Source organism: Phycisphaerae bacterium (assembly GCA_017999985.1).
In the GTDB taxonomy this organism is placed as follows: Bacteria; Planctomycetota; Phycisphaerae; order UBA1845; family Fen-1342; genus JAGNKU01.
This window is the reverse complement of sequence record JAGNKU010000004.1, coordinates 211,369-229,049: the sequence shown is the minus strand read 5'-3', so window position 1 is coordinate 229,049 and position 17,681 is coordinate 211,369. Positions and strand designations below refer to the sequence as shown.

Genomic DNA, 17,681 nt, shown 5'->3' with positions numbered 1-17,681 from the left:
GTGTGTGTCCGGGCGTCAGCGTGCGGTGCGCGCCTGGAGCGTGACACTCCACAAAAACGGCGGATCCGCGTCGAGCCGCAGGCCCTCGACCAGCACGCGGTCGCCGGGACGAACCTGCTCGAGTGCCAGCCCGACGTCTTTCAACGTGCTCACCGGCGTGCGATCCAGGCGGAGAATCAAATCCGTTGGCCGCATCCGCGCGCGGTCCGCTGGCCCCGTTCGTTCGACCTGCTCCACCATCAGTCCGGCGTAGTCCGGCAACTCGTACTTGCGCCGCAGCTCCTCCGGCACCTCCATCAGTTCGATGCCGAGCAGTTTCTGGACCAGCGCCTTCCCGTCCGGCAGCGGAATCGACTGCAGCGGCACCGTCACTTCCAATGTCTCGGGGCCGCGCTGCACGGCCAGGCGCACCTGGCTGTCCGGCGCCTGCCCGAGCAAGTGCACGTAGTAATCGATCCCGGTGCGCAGCGCCTCGCCGTTGAACCGCAGGATGCGATCGTTCGGGCGCAGACCGGCCGCGGCGGCGGGGGAGTCCGGCTTTACACTCACGACCTTGGCGTCCGTGCCGCTGACGCTCAGGCCAAAGCGGACGCGCTCGCGCCGCTCCACGTCGAGCAGCGCCGGCAGCAGTTCCCACAGCCGATCGACGGGAATCGCGAAGCCGATGCTCTGCGCATCGCCGCGGATCGCGCTGTTGATGCCGATCAGCTCGCCGTTCAGGTTAATCAGCGGGCCGCCCGAATTGCCCGGGTTGATCGGGGCGTCGGTCTGGATCAGGCCGCGGTACACCACGTCGTTGCTGAACTGCAGATCGCGATCGAGGGCGCTGATGATGCCGGTCGTGACGGTGTGCTGGAGCCCGAGCGGATTGCCGATCGCGATCACGGTTTCGCCGATCATGATGTCGTCGCTGCGGCCCAGCGGCTGGGCGTGCAGGGGCTGCGCCGGCGTGACCTTCAGCACCGCCAAGTCGTGCTCCGGGTCGACGGCCACGACTTCCGCGGGCAGCGTACTCTTGTCGGCAAATGTCACCTGCACGTCCGAGGCCTGCGAGACCACGTGCGCATTGGTCACGATGTAGCCGCTCTCGTGGACGACCGCGCCGGACCCGACGCTTTGCACGCGGCGGTTGCGCTCGCGTGGCCCGCCGAAATCGAAGATCTCGTCCAGCGGCGAACCGAACGCCAGGGAACGCATGCGGACGAGACGCGTCGTACTGATGTTCACGACGGAGTCACGGCACCGTTCGATAACATCGACGATGGGTGTGCGGCGCCGGTCCCGTGGCGAATCGTCGGCGACGGCCACCGTCGCAAACAGGACCAATACCAGGCTGCCCAAACCAAGCCGAGCGCAGGTACGCATAGGGGGCTCCTTCTGCCGGATCCGCGAAATCCGCCTTCCGAGACCCGGAATTGTAGCGGCGGCCGTCATAAAATCCGCCGGGGCGGGGCACTTGGCGGCACTTGCCCCGGCGCGGGACATCGACGATAATACGCGGCTTCTGACATCTGAGTGGTGCAGGACTCTCAGCGGAGAGTGTGAATGGGAGCCGTGCTCGAATCCTTGCTGGCACTTCAGGACGTCGAGCTGCAAGTTGTGGATATCCGCCGCCAGTTGGCGGCCAAGGAGCGGGGTGTCAAGCGACAGGCGGCCAAGCTCCGCGCCGCGGAGGACGCACTGGCCGCCGAACGCGAGGAATTGAAGCGTACCCAGGTCCAGATGGATGAGGTCGACGTGGACCTGAAGTCCCGCAACGCCCACGTCAGCAAGCTGCGGGAGAACCTCAATACCGTCAAGACCAACAAGGAGTACGCGGCCGTCCTGTCGCAGCTCAACAACGAAAAAGCCGACGTCACCCGCCTCGAAAGCCGCGCCTACGAGCTGATGGCCGCCGTCGAGGCCCGCAAGCAGGCCCTCGCCGAGCGCGAAGAGGCCGTGCAGCAGGAGGTTCGGCGACTGCAGACGCTCGAAGCCCAACTGGCCCAGGCCCAGGGCTCGTTTGCCGAGCGGCTCGCGGAGCTCGAACGGCGGCGCGATGCCGCCGGGGAGCGCCTGGATCAGAAGACGCTGGAGCTGTTCAACCGCATCTCCGAGCGCTACGAAGGCGAGGTCATGGCGCGCGTCATCCAGGTCCATCCGCGACGGCAGGAGTTCCTGTGCGAGGGCTGCAACATGTCCCTCGCCGCCGAACGGGCCAATGCGCTGCAGTCGCGCGACGATGTGATTACCTGCGACAACTGCGGGCGCATCCTGCATATCGCCAGGGAAACCTGACCGGGGAGCAGCGCGTGGGCCTGGTCATTCACGTCGACGGCGGGTCGCGCGGCAATCCCGGCCCCGCCGGCGCGGGCGTCGTCATCCAGGACGACGCCGGCCAGCTCGTGTACGAGGCCGGGTTCTTTCTCGGCCGCCAGACCAACAACGCCGCCGAATATCACGCGCTCATCCGGGCGCTGGAGCGCGCCGGCCGGGCCGCGCCCCAGCCCCTGATGATCCACTCCGACAGCGAGCTGCTCGTGCGGCAGATCACCGGCGACTACCAGGTGAAGAGCGCGAAACTCGCCCCGCTGCATCGCCAGGTCCAGATGCTGCTCCTGAAAATCAACCGCTGGTCCATCCGCCACGTCCGCCGCGAGCAGAACCAGCGGGCGGACGAGCTGGCGAACCTCGCCATGGACCGGCGGCGCGACGTGCTGGTGTTTGACGTGAACGGGCAGTCCGCGCCGGCCAGCGCGGACACGCCGGCCCTTGCACCGAACCCGCCCGTACCCGCTGTCGAGCCGGGTTCCGCGGCGGCGGCGCGCCACGCCGTGCGCGTCAGCGTCACGCGGCCCCCTCAGGCGGACATGTGTCCAGCCGGGGGACTCGACGAGACCGCATTCACCGTCGGCCACACGCTACCGGCTGGTTTATGCATCCACGCCGCCCATGCCCTGTTGCCCACCCTGCTGGCGATGCTGAACACCGAGCCCGGTGAGTTCGCCGCGGTCCCCACGCTCTCGGTGCGCTGTACGCACCCCGGCTGCCGGGCCGAGTTCACGCTGGCGCCGATCCGCTCGCCGAACGGCGCCGGTCACGCGCGATCCTGAGCCGCCGCGCGCCGCGTCACAGTGGGATGGCCCGCGGAGTGGCCGCCGACAGTCGTGCCAGAGCCTCCGGCTCAACGACGACCCCCAGGCCACCTGCCTTCCGACGTGCGACGCGCCCGCCGTAGCCGAACCGGATCGGGCGGCGCGTCACATCACTCCGCAGCAAGAGCGTGCCGAACGCCCCCTCGACAAAGCGCACCCGCGGGCAGGCGTCCAGGAACGCGAGCCCCGCCGCGCTGAGAATACTCGTCTCGCCCACCAGGCACCCCAGTTGCACATCCAGCCCGCCGGCCAGGGCCAGACGCGCGATGCGCAGGGCCGGCAGCAGACCACCGTTCTTGGCGATGCGGACGTTCAGTACGCGTACGCCGCCGCCGGCGATGAGGCGCTGCGCATCCTCGATGGTCAGCAGCGATTCGTCGGCGACCAGGTCGCAGCGCGTCTGCTCGGCGAGATACGGCAGGTCGGCGTCATCGGCGTCCGAGAGCGGCTGCTCGAGTGCACACACGCCGTGACGCTCCAGGGCCGCGACCGCGTCGTGGGCTTCGTGCAGCGTCCAGCCGGCGTTGGCGTCCACGCGCAGCGTGGCGCGCTGTTGCGCGATGGGCCGCGCCAATACCGCGGCTGCCCAGCCCAGGTGCTGCTCCCAATCCGGCACCGCCACCTTGAGCTTGAAATCGCGCAGGCCGTACAGGTACTGCAGCCACAGCAGGCCCTTGAGCCGCCGTTCGCTGCGCCCCACGACCACGCCCGAGTAGCGCGCGGTGGCGCGGCAGCCCGGCGGGCCGAACCCCGGCAATCCCATCCAGCCGGCGACGTCGGCGGGCTGTCGCCGAAACACCCGGCACGTCAGGTCCAGCAGGGCCAACTCCACGGCCGTCCGGGCGGCCGTGATGACCCGTCCGCTGACCTGCAGCGGCAAGGCCTCGATGAACTCGAGCGCCTCGACAAACGACGCCGGGCGGAAGTTCGCCAGCCGCGGCGCGTACAGGTTCGCGATGTCCTCAACCACCGAATCCGGTGTTTCGCCCGTGACATACGCGCGAGCCAGTGTCTCGCCGTAACCGACGTACTGCGCGTAGGGCGCCCCGGCATCGAGCTCGACAATGAGCGGATCGGCGACGGCGCGGGTGGCGGCGGCGTGCTCAAAGCGCACGCGCATGGGAATGGCCAGGCGGTGAATGCGGAGCTGGCGGACGTGCAGCGGTGCGTTCATGGCGTGGGGGGCAGCGTGGCCCGCTCCGGCGGTACGGCCCACAGATCGGTGCCCTCGATCGCCTCCCGGCCCGCGGCGCTCGCGAGAAAGTTGAGGACCGCCTGCACCGCCGGGCTGGGCGGGTCGACGTAGTACACGTAGATCAGCTTCGCCAGTCCGTAGCGTTCCGACTCGATCTCCTCCAGGGACGGAAACGCCGGCGTGGCGTTGCGCTCCATGCGCAGCCCCAGGTAGCGCACGCCGTCTTCATAGCCGATCATCGCGAACCCCAACCCCAGCGGATCCGCGGCGACTTTGGCCACGATCGCGGCGTCGGAATCCAGCACCTGCCAGGTCGCGTCGGCGAACCAGATGTTCGCGATCGGGCCCAAGACCATCCCCGCGCGCGTGCTCTTCGCCGGGCCATAGAGATTGATGGGCCCCTGCAGGTGGGGGATTTCTTCGCCGGCCAGCGAGGACCAGTCCGTGATTCGCCGCTGAAAGACCAGGCGCACATGCCGCGAGAAGATCGCATCGAGCGGGTTGCTCGGGTTCACGTAAAGGGCGTAGCCGTAGAACGCCACCCGCCGGCCGGAGATGCGCTGGTCGCCGAACTGCTCCAGTTCGCGCGGGGTAATCAGCCGATCCGTACAGGCGAGGTCGCATTCGCCGTGCGCCAGGTTCTCGAACCCGTGCTGCGACATGTAGACCGGCGCGACCTGGCTCGTGCTGAACACCGTCGCGCGCGACTCGTGCAGCCACGATTCCACCAGCTCGACCGGGATCTGGGCGCCCGCGAGCGCGACCCGCACGGACGGCGACCCCGGCTGGGCGCAACCGACCACGAGCAGTGCGGCGCAGGCCGCCAGCGCGACCCCCGCGCCGCGTTTTACGCGCCCGGCAGCGGACCGTAAACTAACGCCCCGTTTGCGGTCCTGCGGAAAGGAAGCGGTGTCATGGCGCACGCGACGACGATAGCGGAATTGGGCAGTCATGTCGGCCAAACGGTAACACTCAGCGGCTGGCTCTACAACAGCCGGTCGAGCGGCAAGCTGCTCTTTCTGATGCTCCGCGACGGCACCGGCCTGTGCCAGTGCGTGCTCGAGAAGACCGCCGTCAGTCCGGAGGACTTCGAGGCCGCCCGGCGGTTGGGGCAGGAGTCGTCCCTGCACGTCGATGGCGTCGTGCGGGCCGACGAACGCAGCGTCGGCGGCCACGAGCTGGCGGTCAGCGCCGTCCGCATCGTCCAGAACAGCGCCGGCTACCCGATCACCCCGAAGGCCCACGGCATCGAGTTCCTGATGAAGAACCGCCACCTGTGGTTCCGCTCGCAGCGGCAGTGGGCGATTCTCCGCGTCCGGCACACAATCGTGGACGGCATCCGGCGCTATTTCAACGACCACGGCTTCATCCTGATCGATACGCCGATCTTCGCGCCGGCGGCGGGCGAGGGCAGCCAGACGCTGTTCGCGGTGGACTATTTCGGCGAGCCGGTGTACCTCGCGCAGACCGGGCAGCTCTACGTCGAGTCGGCCATGATGGCGCACCGCAAGGTGTACTGCTTCGGCCCGACGTTCCGCGCCGAAAAGAGCAAGACGCGCCGGCACCTGACCGAGTTCTGGATGGTCGAGCCGGAAATCGCGTACGCCGACATCGATGACGTCTGCGCGCTGGCGGAGGATTTCGTCTACGAGCTGGTGCAGCGCGTGCTGCGCGAGCGGCGGATGGAGCTGGAGCTGCTCGGCCGCGACCTCACGAAGCTGGAAGCGATCCAGAAGCCGTTCAACCGGATCACGTACTCGCAGGCGGCCGAGCTGCTGCACGGCGACAACGTCCGGCGGATGCTGCTCGACGATCTCGAACGCGCCAAGGCCCGCGTCGAGGAGCTGAAGAAGTCGATCGCCGAGAAGGAAGCCGAGCGGACGGCGCCAGGGACGAAAGAGTGGAAGGCGGACAAGCTGGCCCACGAGCTGCTCGACGCGCGTGAGGAGCTGGCCGATCAGGAAGACGCCGTCCGCAACATTCCGCATCACATGGAGCTGGCGGCGAACTTCGCGTGGGGCGGCGACCTGGGCGGCTCGGACGAGACGATCATCGCGCGGCTGCATGAGCGGCCGGTGTTCGTGACGCACTATCCGCGGGCGTGCAAGGCGTTCTACATGAAGCGCAACGCGGACGATCCGCGCGTGGTGAACAACCTGGACCTGCTCGCGCCGGAGGGCTACGGCGAGATCATCGGCGGCAGCCAGCGCGAGGATGAGCTCGACGTCCTGCTGGAGCGGATGCGCGAGGAAGGGCTCAACGAGGCGGACTACGAGTGGTACCTCGATCTGCGCCGCTATGGCACGGTCCCGCACGGCGGCTTCGGCCTGGGCGTGGAGCGCACGGTGGCCTGGATCTGCGGCCTGAAGCACATTCGCGAGACGATCCCGTACGCCCGGATGATGGGGCGGTTTTATCCGTAGGTTCGCCGCTCTTGGCTTCGGCTTGTCGTCCGACAAGCCGGCACAATCGTGAACCTGCATCCTCCCAGAACGTATAAGTGGGTGGAGAGATGCACCGCGCGCTGCCGGAACCGCTTGCCGTTTGGCCGGACCGGCTTACCCGCGCCATCCCCAAGGAGGATCAGATGGATCTCAGAGTCACCACCAGAGGGGTTCACGACACGGCCGAGTTGCGCGACCACGCCGCCGCGCGCGTGACCGCCACGCTGAGCCGCTTTGCCGAGCGCGTTCAGGACGTGCTGGTGCTGCTGGAGGACGTTACCGGACCCGAGAAGCACTCCATCGACAAGCGCTGCCGTATCGACGTGCACCTGCGTCACGGTGCCACGTTGACCATCGACGAATTGGGACCTGAGATCGAGGCGTCGCTGGCCGTGGCGCTGGATCGCCTGAAGGCCACACTCAGCCGCAAAATCGGCCGGGTGAAACGAGGGGTCGGCGCCGGCTGACCCGCTACAAAGCGTGACCTGAGTGCGGGAACCTCTCCCGCACGCAGGCCACCTGCGCTCCCCAGTTGTGCCACCGTCCCCGGCTAATCCCAGGACAGCAACTGCACAAACGGATTGATGTCCAGGAACGACGGATACACGCCATCCCCGTTGATATCGCCGTTTTCCGCCGGGCAATCCGGATACGCAGCCTGCCAGGCGGTATTGTTGGACAAGTACAGCACGAAGGGGTTGATGTCGCCGAAGCCGACTTGCCCGTCGCAGTTGACGTCGCCGGTGATGTGGGGCACATCCGTGACTTCGAGCCTCACGCTAGTGGGCAGGTAGTGCAGCCACCAGTAGCGCCCCGCCGGCAGCGTCGGCAGATTGACCGTATCGAACACCCCAGTGTAGCCGGCGTGCGTCACGACCGAGAAGTTGTGGCCCACGGCGGGGACGAAGCCATTGACGAGCCGCACGTCCAGCTCGCCGCCCAGGTGGGCCGTCCCGGTCACGCGCAACTGATCGTAATCGGTGACCCAGTGCACGCCGCCGACGCAGATGCGCAGCTCGGCGTCGCCATTGGCCGTGAAGTCACCCGCGACCCGCAGCATGCCCCGCGCGTCGGTCGGCGTGCAACACAGGTAGTTGTTGTTGATCAGGTTGCCATTGACGGACGTGTTCTGCGCGACGGTGCCGCCGCCGAAGATGCAGCCATTGTTCACCAGCGGCTTGCCGGCTCCCAGGTAAACCTGGCCGCCGCCTTGCAGAACGAGCTCGCCGTGGTTCTCGAACGCGCTCGCATAGCCGTTGCCGCTGGCCGTGATGGGCTGCGCACTTGTGACCGTAATGCAGTCATGGTTGACAAGGCGGTTGCAGGCGAAGGCGGCGTTGTTGTTGAACGTACCGTAATTCGTGAGCGTACTGCTGCTGAAGTCGCCCTGGTTGTACGTGAACGTCCCGTTGTTGGTCAGATGGCCAACGAAGGTCCCGCCGTCGAAAGTGGCACTGCCCATCTGGAACGTGGCGTTGTTGGTGAAGTTGCACATGGTGTACGTGTTGGGCGGCATGAACAGCTCTCCGCGCACGGTGGCATTGCGCCACATCCACAACGTGCCCTGTGTGTGATTCAAGACCGTCGCGCGGAAGTCCGCGTTGTTGTCGAGGTTCACGCCGATTGGCGAGTCGTTCGTGAAACTGCCCGTGGTCATCACGCCGCCATCCTGGTCGTAGTAGCCTGTGTGGTTGGTGACGCTGCCCTCGACGTCCAGCAGGCCGGCGCTCGTGCCCAGGTACACGTAGCTGTAGTCGTACGGGTCGTCAGCGCCGTCCCAGATCTCCAGATTGCCGGCGACGTGGACCGTCGCCCCCGTCTGCTCGTACTTGGCCAACGACAGTGGACCGACGAACAGGTCCCCCCCGACGTTGACCGTGGCCGGATTGTCGGTGGAATTCACCTTGTACGTGGCGTAATCCGTGTGCGTGCCTTCGCTACCGACATGGAGGCCATTCGTCGCGGTGACCGTCCCGCCGGTCTGCGTGAAGTAGCCGTTGCCATTGAGCCCAATCAAGATAAACCCGGCGTTGAGCGTGCCACCCTTCATCAGATACGTGCCGGTGGCGGGCGTGTTCGTGCCCAGCAGCACGCCGGATTCGACGGTCGCGGTGCCGCCGGTCTGCTCGAACAGTCCCTCGTCCGCGTGGCCAACCAGCAGGTGGCCATGCAGGAGCAGGGTGTTGGGCGCGCCGCTGCCCGCGCGCAGCCAGTAGGTGCCCGGGGCCATCTCGCCGACCCCGAGCTGATCCATCTCCACGGTGCCGTTGAGGTGATCGAATACCCCGGCGCCATAGTAGCCCAGGGCGCAGTGTCCGCCGACATACAGCCCGCTGCCCGCGCCGTCCACATCCAGGTTGAAGTGCCCCGTGCCGGGATCGTAAGCCCCAACGTACATGTTGCCGTTGACTTGGAGAAACGCTGGGCCCTCCATCCAGTACCAGCCGGGGCCATTCCAGCCCAGCCACAACTCCTCGGTGATCAGGGTGTGGTCAAACTGCAACACGGTGGCATAGGTGCCGCTCGCGTTGCCGTCCACGGTCAGCTTCAGCAGGCTGGTTGCGCCGGTCCAGTCGTAGGTGACCGACTTGTGGTCGTTACTGCCCGCTTCAATGCACACGAGATCGCCCGGCTGTGGGCAGCGATTCAGGTTCCAGTTGACCGCGACACTCCAGTTCCCGCCCGTGGCGGGCATGTAGTAAATGGCTGCAGCCCGGGCAGTGCCCGCCTGCCCGAGTGACAGGCTGATGCAGACCGTGGCGCAGGTGATGAGGGTGGCTCGCATGGCGCGTTCCTCTGGCGGCCCGCGCTCTGGCAGGCGATGTCCCCCGGGCCGCAAGCGACATCGCCAGGATGGGTCGTGAACTACCCCGTCAGTCAGATTCGCGACAAGCAGCGGAAGATCACGCAGTAGACTTCGTGCCGCGCGCCGGGTTCACACCGGGCACGGTTACGAGCGCGGCCCGGCCGCCGGCACCCGACGTGGCGCGCTCGACGAGCTGATCAGCGCTTCGTGCCGGGAATAGGAGTCCACACGCCGAGGTTGAGTGCATGTGCCTGCCAACTCGCGGACGCACTGCTCAATGGCCGCCACTGCTTCCTGGCAACCGTCCCGCGCTGTCCGCCGGATTCGCGCGCCATACGTCGCTTCAGCGGCCAGGAAGCTCCGCAGCACGTCCGCGTTGAATTCTGCCTGCGCGACTTGCCGCCCGATCCCCAGCCGCTCGACCTCCGCCGCGTTCAGGCGCTGCTCGACCGAGTGCTCCGGCATTACCAGCAAGGGCTTGCCCAGGTGCAGCGCCTCGCCGACGAGTTGATTGCCCGCCGTGCTGATCACCGCCCGGCAGCGCGCCAGATCCTCCACGAACGGCACGTTGCTCGGCGGACGAAAGTCCAGATTGCCGTCACGGCCCCGCTGCGGCGTGCCATAGATGATCGCCGGGCAGCCCGCTTCGCGCAGGGCACGCTCGATATGCGGCGTGAGTTGGTGTTGTCCCTTGTTGAAGTACACGAGCAGGTGTTTGCCGCGGGTCGCATTCGCCCGCAGAACCTCGGGCCGCAAGAGCGGGCCGATCACGCGCACCGACGGCCAGCGCGGCGGCGCATCATAGAAGCTCGACACAATGATCCGCTCGGGCCGGCCCATCAGGAACCGGTACGTCAGTACGTCGCGGCGACTGCGCAGGCGATCCGCCAGCGCGATCGGCGGCCGGCAGTAGACCAGCACGCCGTAGTGATCGAAGCCGATGCGCGGCACGCCCAGGTGCCGCGCCACGCGGTGCAGCCACGGCTCGGCGTCGGAGATGATCACGTCCGGATCGAAATCGGCGACCGCGTCACGCACGGCACGGAATTGCGGGCCGCCCAGCAGCAGGTCGGATACGGACCACGCGTTGCGCTGCCCGGTGAGCCATGACGAGACTTTTCCGTCTCCGTCGTACGCGTAGCTGAGCGTCGGAATGCGCTCGACGCGGTAGCCCGGCGACAACTGCTCGTACGCGTCCCCGCCGGCGAAGAGGCGAATTTCATGCCGCCGCATCAAGTGTGGCAGAACGGCCGCCGCGCGCGTCGCATGCCCGCGCCCGTATCCGAACACGCCGTACGCGATCCGCATGGCTGCACTCCCGGCGCGGTGCAGTTCAGTGGCACCGCGTTCCCGAGGGTATTCGGGCGCGACGTCGTGTTATTCCGCGCGGGGCCCCCCCGGTCGCGGGCTCGACGACGATCAAGCTGCGACCTACAATCGCGGAAAGTGCCATGAAACCAGCCAAGACCGATTCGCCGATCGACACGGCCCGCATCGAACGCGCGGTGCGCGAAATCCTCCTGGCCATCGGGGAAGACCCCGACCGCGAGGGACTGCGCAAGACGCCCGAGCGCGTGGCGCGGATGTACACGGAGCTGTTCGCCGGACTGCACCAGGAGCCCGACGTGCATCTGCAGGCGATGTTCGACGAGGACCACCACGAGATGGTGGTGCTGCGGGACATCCCGTTTAACAGCACCTGCGAGCATCACTTGATGCCGTTCGAGGGCCGGGCGCACGTCGCCTACATCCCCGGCGGCAAGGTGCTGGGACTTTCGAAGCTGGCGCGGCTTGTAGACGTTTTCGCCCACCGCCCCCAGGTGCAGGAGCGGCTGACTTCGCAAATCGCCGACGTGCTCGCCCAGCGCCTGAATGTGAAGGGCTGCGCGGTCGTCCTGGAGGCCGTCCACACGTGCATGACCTGTCGCGGCGTGAAGAAGCCGGGCAGCGTCATGGTCACGTCCGCGCTGCGGGGCATCATGCACACCAATCAGGCGACCCGGGGCGAGGTCCTGTCGCTGCTGCACAATCACTGACAGGGTCCGCAATCGCTCCCGGTCGCGGAAGAATAAGCCGCGACTTGGTGCAATCTGTCTTGACTCTTGATGGAGTGTAAGTACACTCTTAATGAAGCGTCATGGGTTTCTGGACAGCCGATTGAGGATGCGCGTATGGCCGGCGAGGGTGGCGGCAAACACCGGATGGTCACGCTCAAGATTCCCGGGGAGTTGTACGATAAGTTATCGGAACTCATTAAGAACACTGGGTTTAGAAGTGTAACCGAGTTCGCCACATACGTGCTGCGCGACGTCGCCGCCGGCGGAAAACTAGACCGCAAGCCGCCGGGGCTGACCGAGAACGAAATCGACGCCGTGCGGCGGCGACTGCGGGCGCTCGGGTACATCGAGTAGTCGCCACGGCTGCGCGGGGCCCGGACGCCCGCGCTGCCCGCAGGTTCTGAATCGACTTCTGAAGAAGGGCTTGCAGATGAAGACATTGATCGTACCTGTGGTTCTCGTGATGGCGACGGGTGCGTCGTGGCCGACCGCCGCGTCGGCGCAGCCGGCGCAGGACGTCACGCTGCTGAACGTGTCGTACGACCCGACGCGGGAGCTGTACCAGGAATTCAACGCCGCGTTCGCGAAATACTGGAAGGACAAGCACGGCGGCACGGTGACGGTGCGCCAGTCGCACGGCGGCTCGGGCAAGCAGGCCCGCGCGGTGATTGACGGGCTGGAAGCCGACGTCGTCACGCTGGCCCTCGCTTACGATGTGGATGCCATCGCCCAGCATGGGAAGCTGTTGCCGAAAGACTGGCAGAAGCAGCTACCGGACAACAGCGCCCCGTATACCTCCACCATCCTCTTCCTCGTCCGCAAGGGCAATCCCAAGGGCATCAAGGACTGGGATGACCTGATCAAGCCCGGCGTCAGCGTAATCACACCCAATCCGAAAACCTCCGGCGTGGCGCGTTGGAATTACCTGGCGGCCTGGGCGTTTGCGCGGCATCAGCAGGACGGCAACGACCAGAAAGCGCGCGAGTTCATCATGCAGCTCTACAAGAACGTGCCGGTGCTGGATTCCGGGGCGCGCGGCGCGACCACGACGTTCGTGCAGCGTGAGATCGGCGACGTGCTGCTGGCGTGGGAGAACGAGGCGCTGCTGGCGCTGAACGAGCTGGGCAAGGACAAGGTGGAGATCGTCGTGCCCTCGCTCAGCATCCTGGCGGAGCCGAGCGTTGCCGTCGTGGACAAGTACGTGGACAAGCATGGCACACGCGCGGTGGCGACGGCCTACCTGGAGTACCTGTACACGCCGGAGGGCCAGGAGATCGCTGCGAAGCACTACTATCGCCCGCGGCTCAAGGAGGTCGCCGAGAAGTACCGCGACCGCTTCCCGCAGGTGAAGCTGTTCACGATCGACGAGGAGTTCGGCGGCTGGGAGAAGGCTCAGAAAGAGCATTTCGCTGACGGCGGCACGTTCGACAAGATCTATCAGCCGGGCTAGTCCTCTGAAGTGAGCATCGCATGTCGGGCGCCGCGCAGAGCCGCACACGCCGCATCCTGCCCGGGTTCGGGCTGGCGATGGGGTTCACGCTCACCTATTTCTGCCTGATCGTGCTGATCCCGCTCGGCGCGCTGGTGCTGAAGACGACGGGGATGAGCTGGGGCGATTTCTGGAGCGCGGTCACCGCGCCGCGTGTACTGGCCTCATACAAGCTGACGTTCGGGGCGTCATTCGTTGGCGCACTCATCAACGCAGTGTTCGGCTCGATCGTGGCCTGGGTGCTGGTGCGCTATCGCTTTCCGCTCCGCAAGCTGATCGACGCGATGGTCGACCTGCCGTTCGCGCTGCCGACCGCGGTGGCCGGCATCGCGCTCACCAGCATCTACGCCACGAACGGCTGGATTGGCCGCCTCCTGGAGCCAGCCAGCATCAAGGTGGCGTTCACGCCGCTCGGGGTCATCGTGGCCCTGACCTTCATCGGCCTGCCGTTCGTCGTGCGAACGGTGCAGCCGGTGCTGGAGGACTTGGACGCGGAGATCGAGGAGGCCGCGGCCAGCCTGGGGGCGCGGCGCTGGCAGACCGTGACACGCGTCATTCTCCCGGAACTCTGGCCGGCGCTGGCAACCGGGTTCGCGCTCGCGTTCGCGCGGGCGCTGGGCGAGTTCGGGTCGGTCGTGTTCATCGCGGGCAACATGCCCATGAAGACAGAAATCACGCCCCTGCTGATTGTCATCAAGCTGGAGCAATTTGACTACGCCGGCGCGACGGCCCTGGCGGTCGTGATGCTGGTTGCGTCATTTGCGCTGCTGCTGCTGATCAACCTGCTGCAGCGCTGGGCGAGCCGGCTGCGGCCGGTCCACGGCGATTGAGGAGCATGGCGACGGCCAGTATTCACATCCCGGTGGCACACCAGGTCCCGCGGGCGACTGCGGAGCCGTGGGTCGTGCGCTGGTTGCTGATCGGGTTTGCCCTGGCGTTCCTCGGACTGTTTCTATTTCTGCCACTGGCGGCCGTGTTCGCCCAGGCGTTTGAGCGCGGCGTATCGGCGTACCTGGCGTCATTCCGCGACCCGGATGCGCAGGCCGCGATTCGCCTGACGCTGCTCACGGCGGCGATTGTCGTGCCGCTGAACCTCGTCTTTGGCATCGCCGCGGCGTGGGCAATCGCGAAGTTCGAGTTTCGCGGCAAGAGCGTGCTCATTACGCTGATCGATCTGCCGTTTGCGGTCTCGCCGGTGATTTCCGGTTTGATCTACGTGCTGCTGTTCGGGCTGCGCGGCTGGCTGGGGCCGTGGCTGGACGCGCATGACATCAAGATCATCTTCGCGGTGCCCGGGATTGTGCTGGCGACGCTGTTCGTGACGTGCCCGCTGGTGGCCCGCGAGCTAATCCCGCTCATGCAGGCCCAGGGGACAGAAGAGGAGGAGGCCGCGGTGGTGCTGGGCGCGCATGGCTGGCAGACCTTCTTCCGCGTCACGCTGCCCAACATCAAGTGGGGCGTGCTGTACGGCGTGATCCTGTGCAACGCCCGCGCCATGGGCGAGTTCGGCGCGGTGTCGGTCGTGTCCGGCCACATCCGCGGCCTCACGAACACGATGACACTGCACGTCGAAATTCTCTACAACGAATACAATTTCGTCGGCGCGTTCGCCGTCGCATCGCTACTGACGCTGCTCGCCCTGGTCACCCTGGGAGCCAAGACCCTGGTCGAGTGGCAGACGCGGCGGCGATCTACGGACACGGGCAATGACGAATCGGAGCCGGAGGCCGTGGTGGTGACCGCCCCCGCGACCGTGGCCGACGAGTGAGCGCAGCATGAGCATCGAAGTCCGACAGATCACGAAGACGTTCGGCACGTTCACGGCGCTGCGCGATGTGAGCCTCGAAGTGCAAACCGGCGAGCTGATCGCACTGCTCGGCCCGTCGGGCTCGGGCAAGACGACGCTGCTGCGGATCATCGCCGGATTGGAAGTGCCCGACTCCGGGACGATCCTGTTCCACGGCGAGGACGCGACGGCGCGGCGGGTGCAGGAGCGGCGGGTCGGCTTCGTCTTTCAGCACTACGCTCTCTTCCGCCACATGACCGTGTTCGAGAACGTCGCCTTCGGGCTGCGCGTCCAGCCGCGGCGGGTGCGTCCGGCTGCGGGCGAGATTCGCGCGCGTGTGCAGCGGCTGCTGGCGCTGGTGCAGCTCGACTGGCTGGCCGGCCGCTATCCGTCGCAGCTCTCGGGCGGGCAGCGGCAGCGCGTGGCCCTCGCGCGGGCCCTGGCCGTCGAGCCGAAGGTACTGTTGCTGGACGAGCCGTTCGGGGCGCTGGATGCAAAGGTGCGCCAGGAGCTGCGTCGCTGGCTGCGCCGTCTGCACGGCGAGATCAACGTCACCGGCGTGCTGGTCACGCACGACCAGGAGGAAGCGCTGGAGGTGGCCGACCGCGTCGTCGTCATGAACGCCGGCCGGATCGAGCAGATGGGCACGCCGGAGGAAGTCTTCCACCATCCGGCGAGCGAGTTCGTGATGAACTTCCTGGGGCACGTGAACGTGTTCCACGGGCGGGCCGAGGGCAGCAAGGCCTTCTTCGGCGGGGTCGAGCTGGACTATCCCGATGCGCCGCTGACGGGCTCGCTGGAGGTGCGCGGGTTCGTGCGGCCGCACGACCTGGAGCTCGACACGCAACCGGCGGAAGACACGCTCGTGGAGGGGACGATCGCCCACATCAACGCCGCCGGCCCGCAGGTGAAGATCGAGCTGGTGACAGTGCTGGGGGAGTCGATTCACGTCGAAATGACCCAGGAGCGCTACCGCGCACTGGGCGTCGGGCGCGGCCGGCGGGTCTTCGTACGGCCGCGGCAAATGCGGGTTTTCGCGGACAATCACAAGGCGTAGCTGCACTTCCTCGGGGGTTACGGTGCGCGTTTCGCGCGTCCGCTGGTGCCGCTATAATCTGCGGGCGGAGCACGCGAGATGCAGGTGACTGTGAACGGTGAATCCCGCGAAATGCCCGACGGGGCCAGCGTCGCTGATCTCGTTGCGCAATTCGACCTTACGCCGGAACGCGTCGCCGTCGAGGTCAACGAGCGGCTGGTCCGGCGGGCGACGTATCGCGAGACGGCCCTGCGTGAAGGGGATCGCGTGGAGATCGTCACGCTGGTTGGAGGTGGCTGATGGAGATGCCCCCGCTGAAGATCGCGGACTTCAACATTCGCGCCCGGCTGTTCGTGGGGACGGGCAAATACTTGCGCGACGGCGCGCCGGATTACGAGCTGATGCGCGCGGCGCTGGACGCCTCCGGGTGCGAGGTCGTCACCGTTGCCGTTCGCCGCGAGCGGCTCTACGACAAACAGGGCCGCAGCCTGCTCGACTTCTTGGACCTGCAGCGCTACACGATCTTGCCAAACACGGCCGGCTGCTTCAGCGCCGACGATGCGATTCGCGCGGCGCGCCTGGGGCGCGAGCTGCTCGAAGGGCTGAAGAATCCCGGCGCCCGCTGGGTGAAGCTCGAAGTCCTCGGTGACAAGCAGACGCTGCTACCGGACCCGATGGAAACCCTGCGCGCCGCCGAGACGCTGCTGAAGGAGGACTTCATCGTCCTGGCCTACGCCAACGACGACCCGATCCTCTGCCAGCGGCTGAAGGCGGCCGGCTGCGCCAGTGTTATGCCGCTCGGTTCGCCGATCGGCAGCGGCCAGGGTGTCCTGAACCCCAACAACATCCGCATCATCCTGGAACAGCTCAAAGGCAATGACCCGGACTACCCGGTGATCGTCGACGCGGGCGTCGGGACGGCGTCCGACGTCACGATCGCGATGGAGCTCGGCGCCGACGGCGTCCTGCTGAACACGGGTATCGCCGGGGCGCGCGACCCGGTCGCGATGGCGCACGCCATGCGCCACGCGGTCGAGGCTGGCTACCTGGCGTTCCGCGCCGGGCGCATCCCGCGCAAGCTCTATGCCACGGCGTCGTCGCCCATGGAGGGACGCATTGCCCCCGTTGCCGCCCGCTGATCCTGCGCCGGAATCGCCGGCCGACGACGTGCTGCTGGCCTCACTGGACGTGGTGTGCGAGGCCGAGCCGGCGCCGCTCTGCCCGGTGGACCGCCTGCCACGTCGGCGGCGCAACCAGATCTGCATCGGCGTGATCGTGCTGGGGCTGCTGAACTTCCTGGTATACACGCTGAGCTATCACGCGCTCGGCGGCGATGCGCACAACGGATATCGCACGTGGATCGAGGCCGAGGACGGCACGCGTACGCCGGCGTACTTCGTGCGCGGGCATTTCATCCGTTCGCTCGACGGGCGCGAGCGCGAAGTGGGCCGCGGCACGTGGATCTACAGCTACCTGCACTCGATCTCCGTGCCGCTGACCTCCGGCGCGATGATCATCAGCATGCTGGTGCTGGCGCGGCCGCACATCTTGGCGACCATGCGCGGCGGGTGGATCAGCGGCCAGACCTTCGTGGTCGCGTTTGGCACGATCGTCATCCTCGTGGCCCTCAGCTACACCGCGATCTTCACGTGGGACTTCGTCGAAGCGCTCGGCGGCGGGTAGGAGGCAGGGCGTGCTGGTCGCGGAATGGCTCGCCCCGGACGGCCGCGTGGC

Annotated in this window: 18 protein-coding genes; 13 read left to right on the top strand and 5 right to left on the bottom strand. The window is 67.0% G+C overall.

Annotated features, from left to right (window positions below):
- Positions 1-15: 15 nt before the first annotated feature.
- The gene (locus KA383_07500) at positions 16-1,365 is read right to left on the bottom strand and encodes a trypsin-like peptidase domain-containing protein (protein ID MBP7745963.1); all 1,350 of its coding nucleotides are present in this window, start codon (positions 1,363-1,365) and stop codon (positions 16-18) included.
- Between the two features lie 180 nt (positions 1,366-1,545).
- Here KA383_07500 and KA383_07495 point away from each other — a divergent pair, with 180 nt between their 5' ends.
- Together KA383_07495 and KA383_07490 are read left to right on the top strand one after the other, a co-directional pair.
- Entirely contained in the window at positions 1,546-2,277 is a 732-nt protein-coding gene (locus KA383_07495; protein ID MBP7745962.1) for a hypothetical protein, read from the top strand.
- A gap of 14 nt (positions 2,278-2,291) precedes the next feature.
- Positions 2,292-3,092 carry a ribonuclease HI family protein gene (locus tag KA383_07490; protein ID MBP7745961.1) on the top strand — a complete coding sequence of 267 codons (801 nt, stop codon included), beginning with the start codon at positions 2,292-2,294 and terminating at the stop codon, positions 3,090-3,092.
- A gap of 16 nt (positions 3,093-3,108) precedes the next feature.
- On the opposite strand, the gene KA383_07485 is transcribed toward KA383_07490, so the two are convergent.
- Together KA383_07485 and KA383_07480 are read right to left on the bottom strand one after the other, a co-directional pair.
- Positions 3,109-4,308 (bottom strand): hypothetical protein, encoded by a 1,200-nt coding sequence (locus KA383_07485; protein MBP7745960.1) that lies wholly within the window; start codon positions 4,306-4,308, stop codon positions 3,109-3,111.
- Entirely contained in the window at positions 4,305-5,099 is a 795-nt protein-coding gene (locus KA383_07480; GenBank protein ID MBP7745959.1) for a substrate-binding domain-containing protein, read from the bottom strand. Before KA383_07480 ends, KA383_07485 begins: the two co-directional genes overlap by 4 nt.
- Positions 5,100-5,243: 144 nt before the next feature.
- Between KA383_07480 and KA383_07475 the strand changes: the two genes are divergently transcribed.
- A complete protein-coding gene (locus tag KA383_07475; GenBank protein ID MBP7745958.1) occupies positions 5,244-6,752 on the top strand; it encodes an asparagine--tRNA ligase in 1,509 nt (502 codons plus the stop codon).
- 164 nt (positions 6,753-6,916) lie between these two features.
- Positions 6,917-7,240, top strand: coding sequence for an HPF/RaiA family ribosome-associated protein (locus KA383_07470; GenBank protein MBP7745957.1), 324 nt, complete (start codon positions 6,917-6,919; stop codon positions 7,238-7,240).
- An 83-nt stretch (positions 7,241-7,323) separates the two neighbouring features.
- Here the strand turns inward: KA383_07470 and KA383_07465 are convergent, their stop codons facing one another.
- Positions 7,324-9,558, bottom strand: a complete 2,235-nt coding sequence (locus tag KA383_07465; protein ID MBP7745956.1) for a hypothetical protein — start codon at positions 9,556-9,558, stop codon at positions 7,324-7,326.
- A gap of 165 nt (positions 9,559-9,723) precedes the next feature.
- Positions 9,724-10,887, bottom strand: a complete 1,164-nt coding sequence (locus KA383_07460; protein MBP7745955.1) for a hypothetical protein — start codon at positions 10,885-10,887, stop codon at positions 9,724-9,726.
- 143 nt (positions 10,888-11,030) lie between these two features.
- Here KA383_07460 and folE point away from each other — a divergent pair, with 143 nt between their 5' ends.
- The 9 genes from folE (at position 11,031) to KA383_07415 (ending at position 17,630) form a co-directional block, all read left to right on the top strand.
- Positions 11,031-11,615, top strand: coding sequence for a GTP cyclohydrolase I FolE (folE, locus tag KA383_07455; protein ID MBP7745954.1), 585 nt, complete (start codon positions 11,031-11,033; stop codon positions 11,613-11,615).
- Positions 11,616-11,780: 165 nt separating this feature from the next.
- Entirely contained in the window at positions 11,781-11,990 is a 210-nt protein-coding gene (locus KA383_07450) for a hypothetical protein (protein MBP7745953.1), read from the top strand.
- A 76-nt stretch (positions 11,991-12,066) separates the two neighbouring features.
- Positions 12,067-13,086, top strand: a complete 1,020-nt coding sequence (locus KA383_07445) for a sulfate ABC transporter substrate-binding protein (protein ID MBP7745952.1) — start codon at positions 12,067-12,069, stop codon at positions 13,084-13,086.
- Positions 13,087-13,106: 20 nt separating this feature from the next.
- On the top strand, positions 13,107-13,955 hold the full coding sequence (gene cysT, locus KA383_07440; protein ID MBP7745951.1) for a sulfate ABC transporter permease subunit CysT: 849 nt from the start codon (positions 13,107-13,109) through the stop codon (positions 13,953-13,955).
- Between the two features lie 5 nt (positions 13,956-13,960).
- Entirely contained in the window at positions 13,961-14,893 is a 933-nt protein-coding gene (gene cysW, locus KA383_07435; GenBank protein ID MBP7745950.1) for a sulfate ABC transporter permease subunit CysW, read from the top strand.
- Positions 14,894-14,900: 7 nt separating this feature from the next.
- Entirely contained in the window at positions 14,901-15,968 is a 1,068-nt protein-coding gene (locus KA383_07430) for a sulfate ABC transporter ATP-binding protein (protein ID MBP7745949.1), read from the top strand.
- A gap of 78 nt (positions 15,969-16,046) precedes the next feature.
- On the top strand, positions 16,047-16,247 hold the full coding sequence (thiS, locus tag KA383_07425) for a sulfur carrier protein ThiS (protein ID MBP7745948.1): 201 nt from the start codon (positions 16,047-16,049) through the stop codon (positions 16,245-16,247).
- Positions 16,248-16,252: 5 nt separating this feature from the next.
- A complete protein-coding gene (locus tag KA383_07420) occupies positions 16,253-17,086 on the top strand; it encodes a thiazole synthase (protein MBP7745947.1) in 834 nt (277 codons plus the stop codon).
- Positions 17,064-17,630: a hypothetical protein gene (locus KA383_07415; protein MBP7745946.1), complete on the top strand. Its 567-nt coding sequence runs from the start codon at positions 17,064-17,066 to the stop codon at positions 17,628-17,630. Before KA383_07420 ends, KA383_07415 begins: the two co-directional genes overlap by 23 nt.
- Positions 17,631-17,681: the final 51 nt, after the last annotated feature.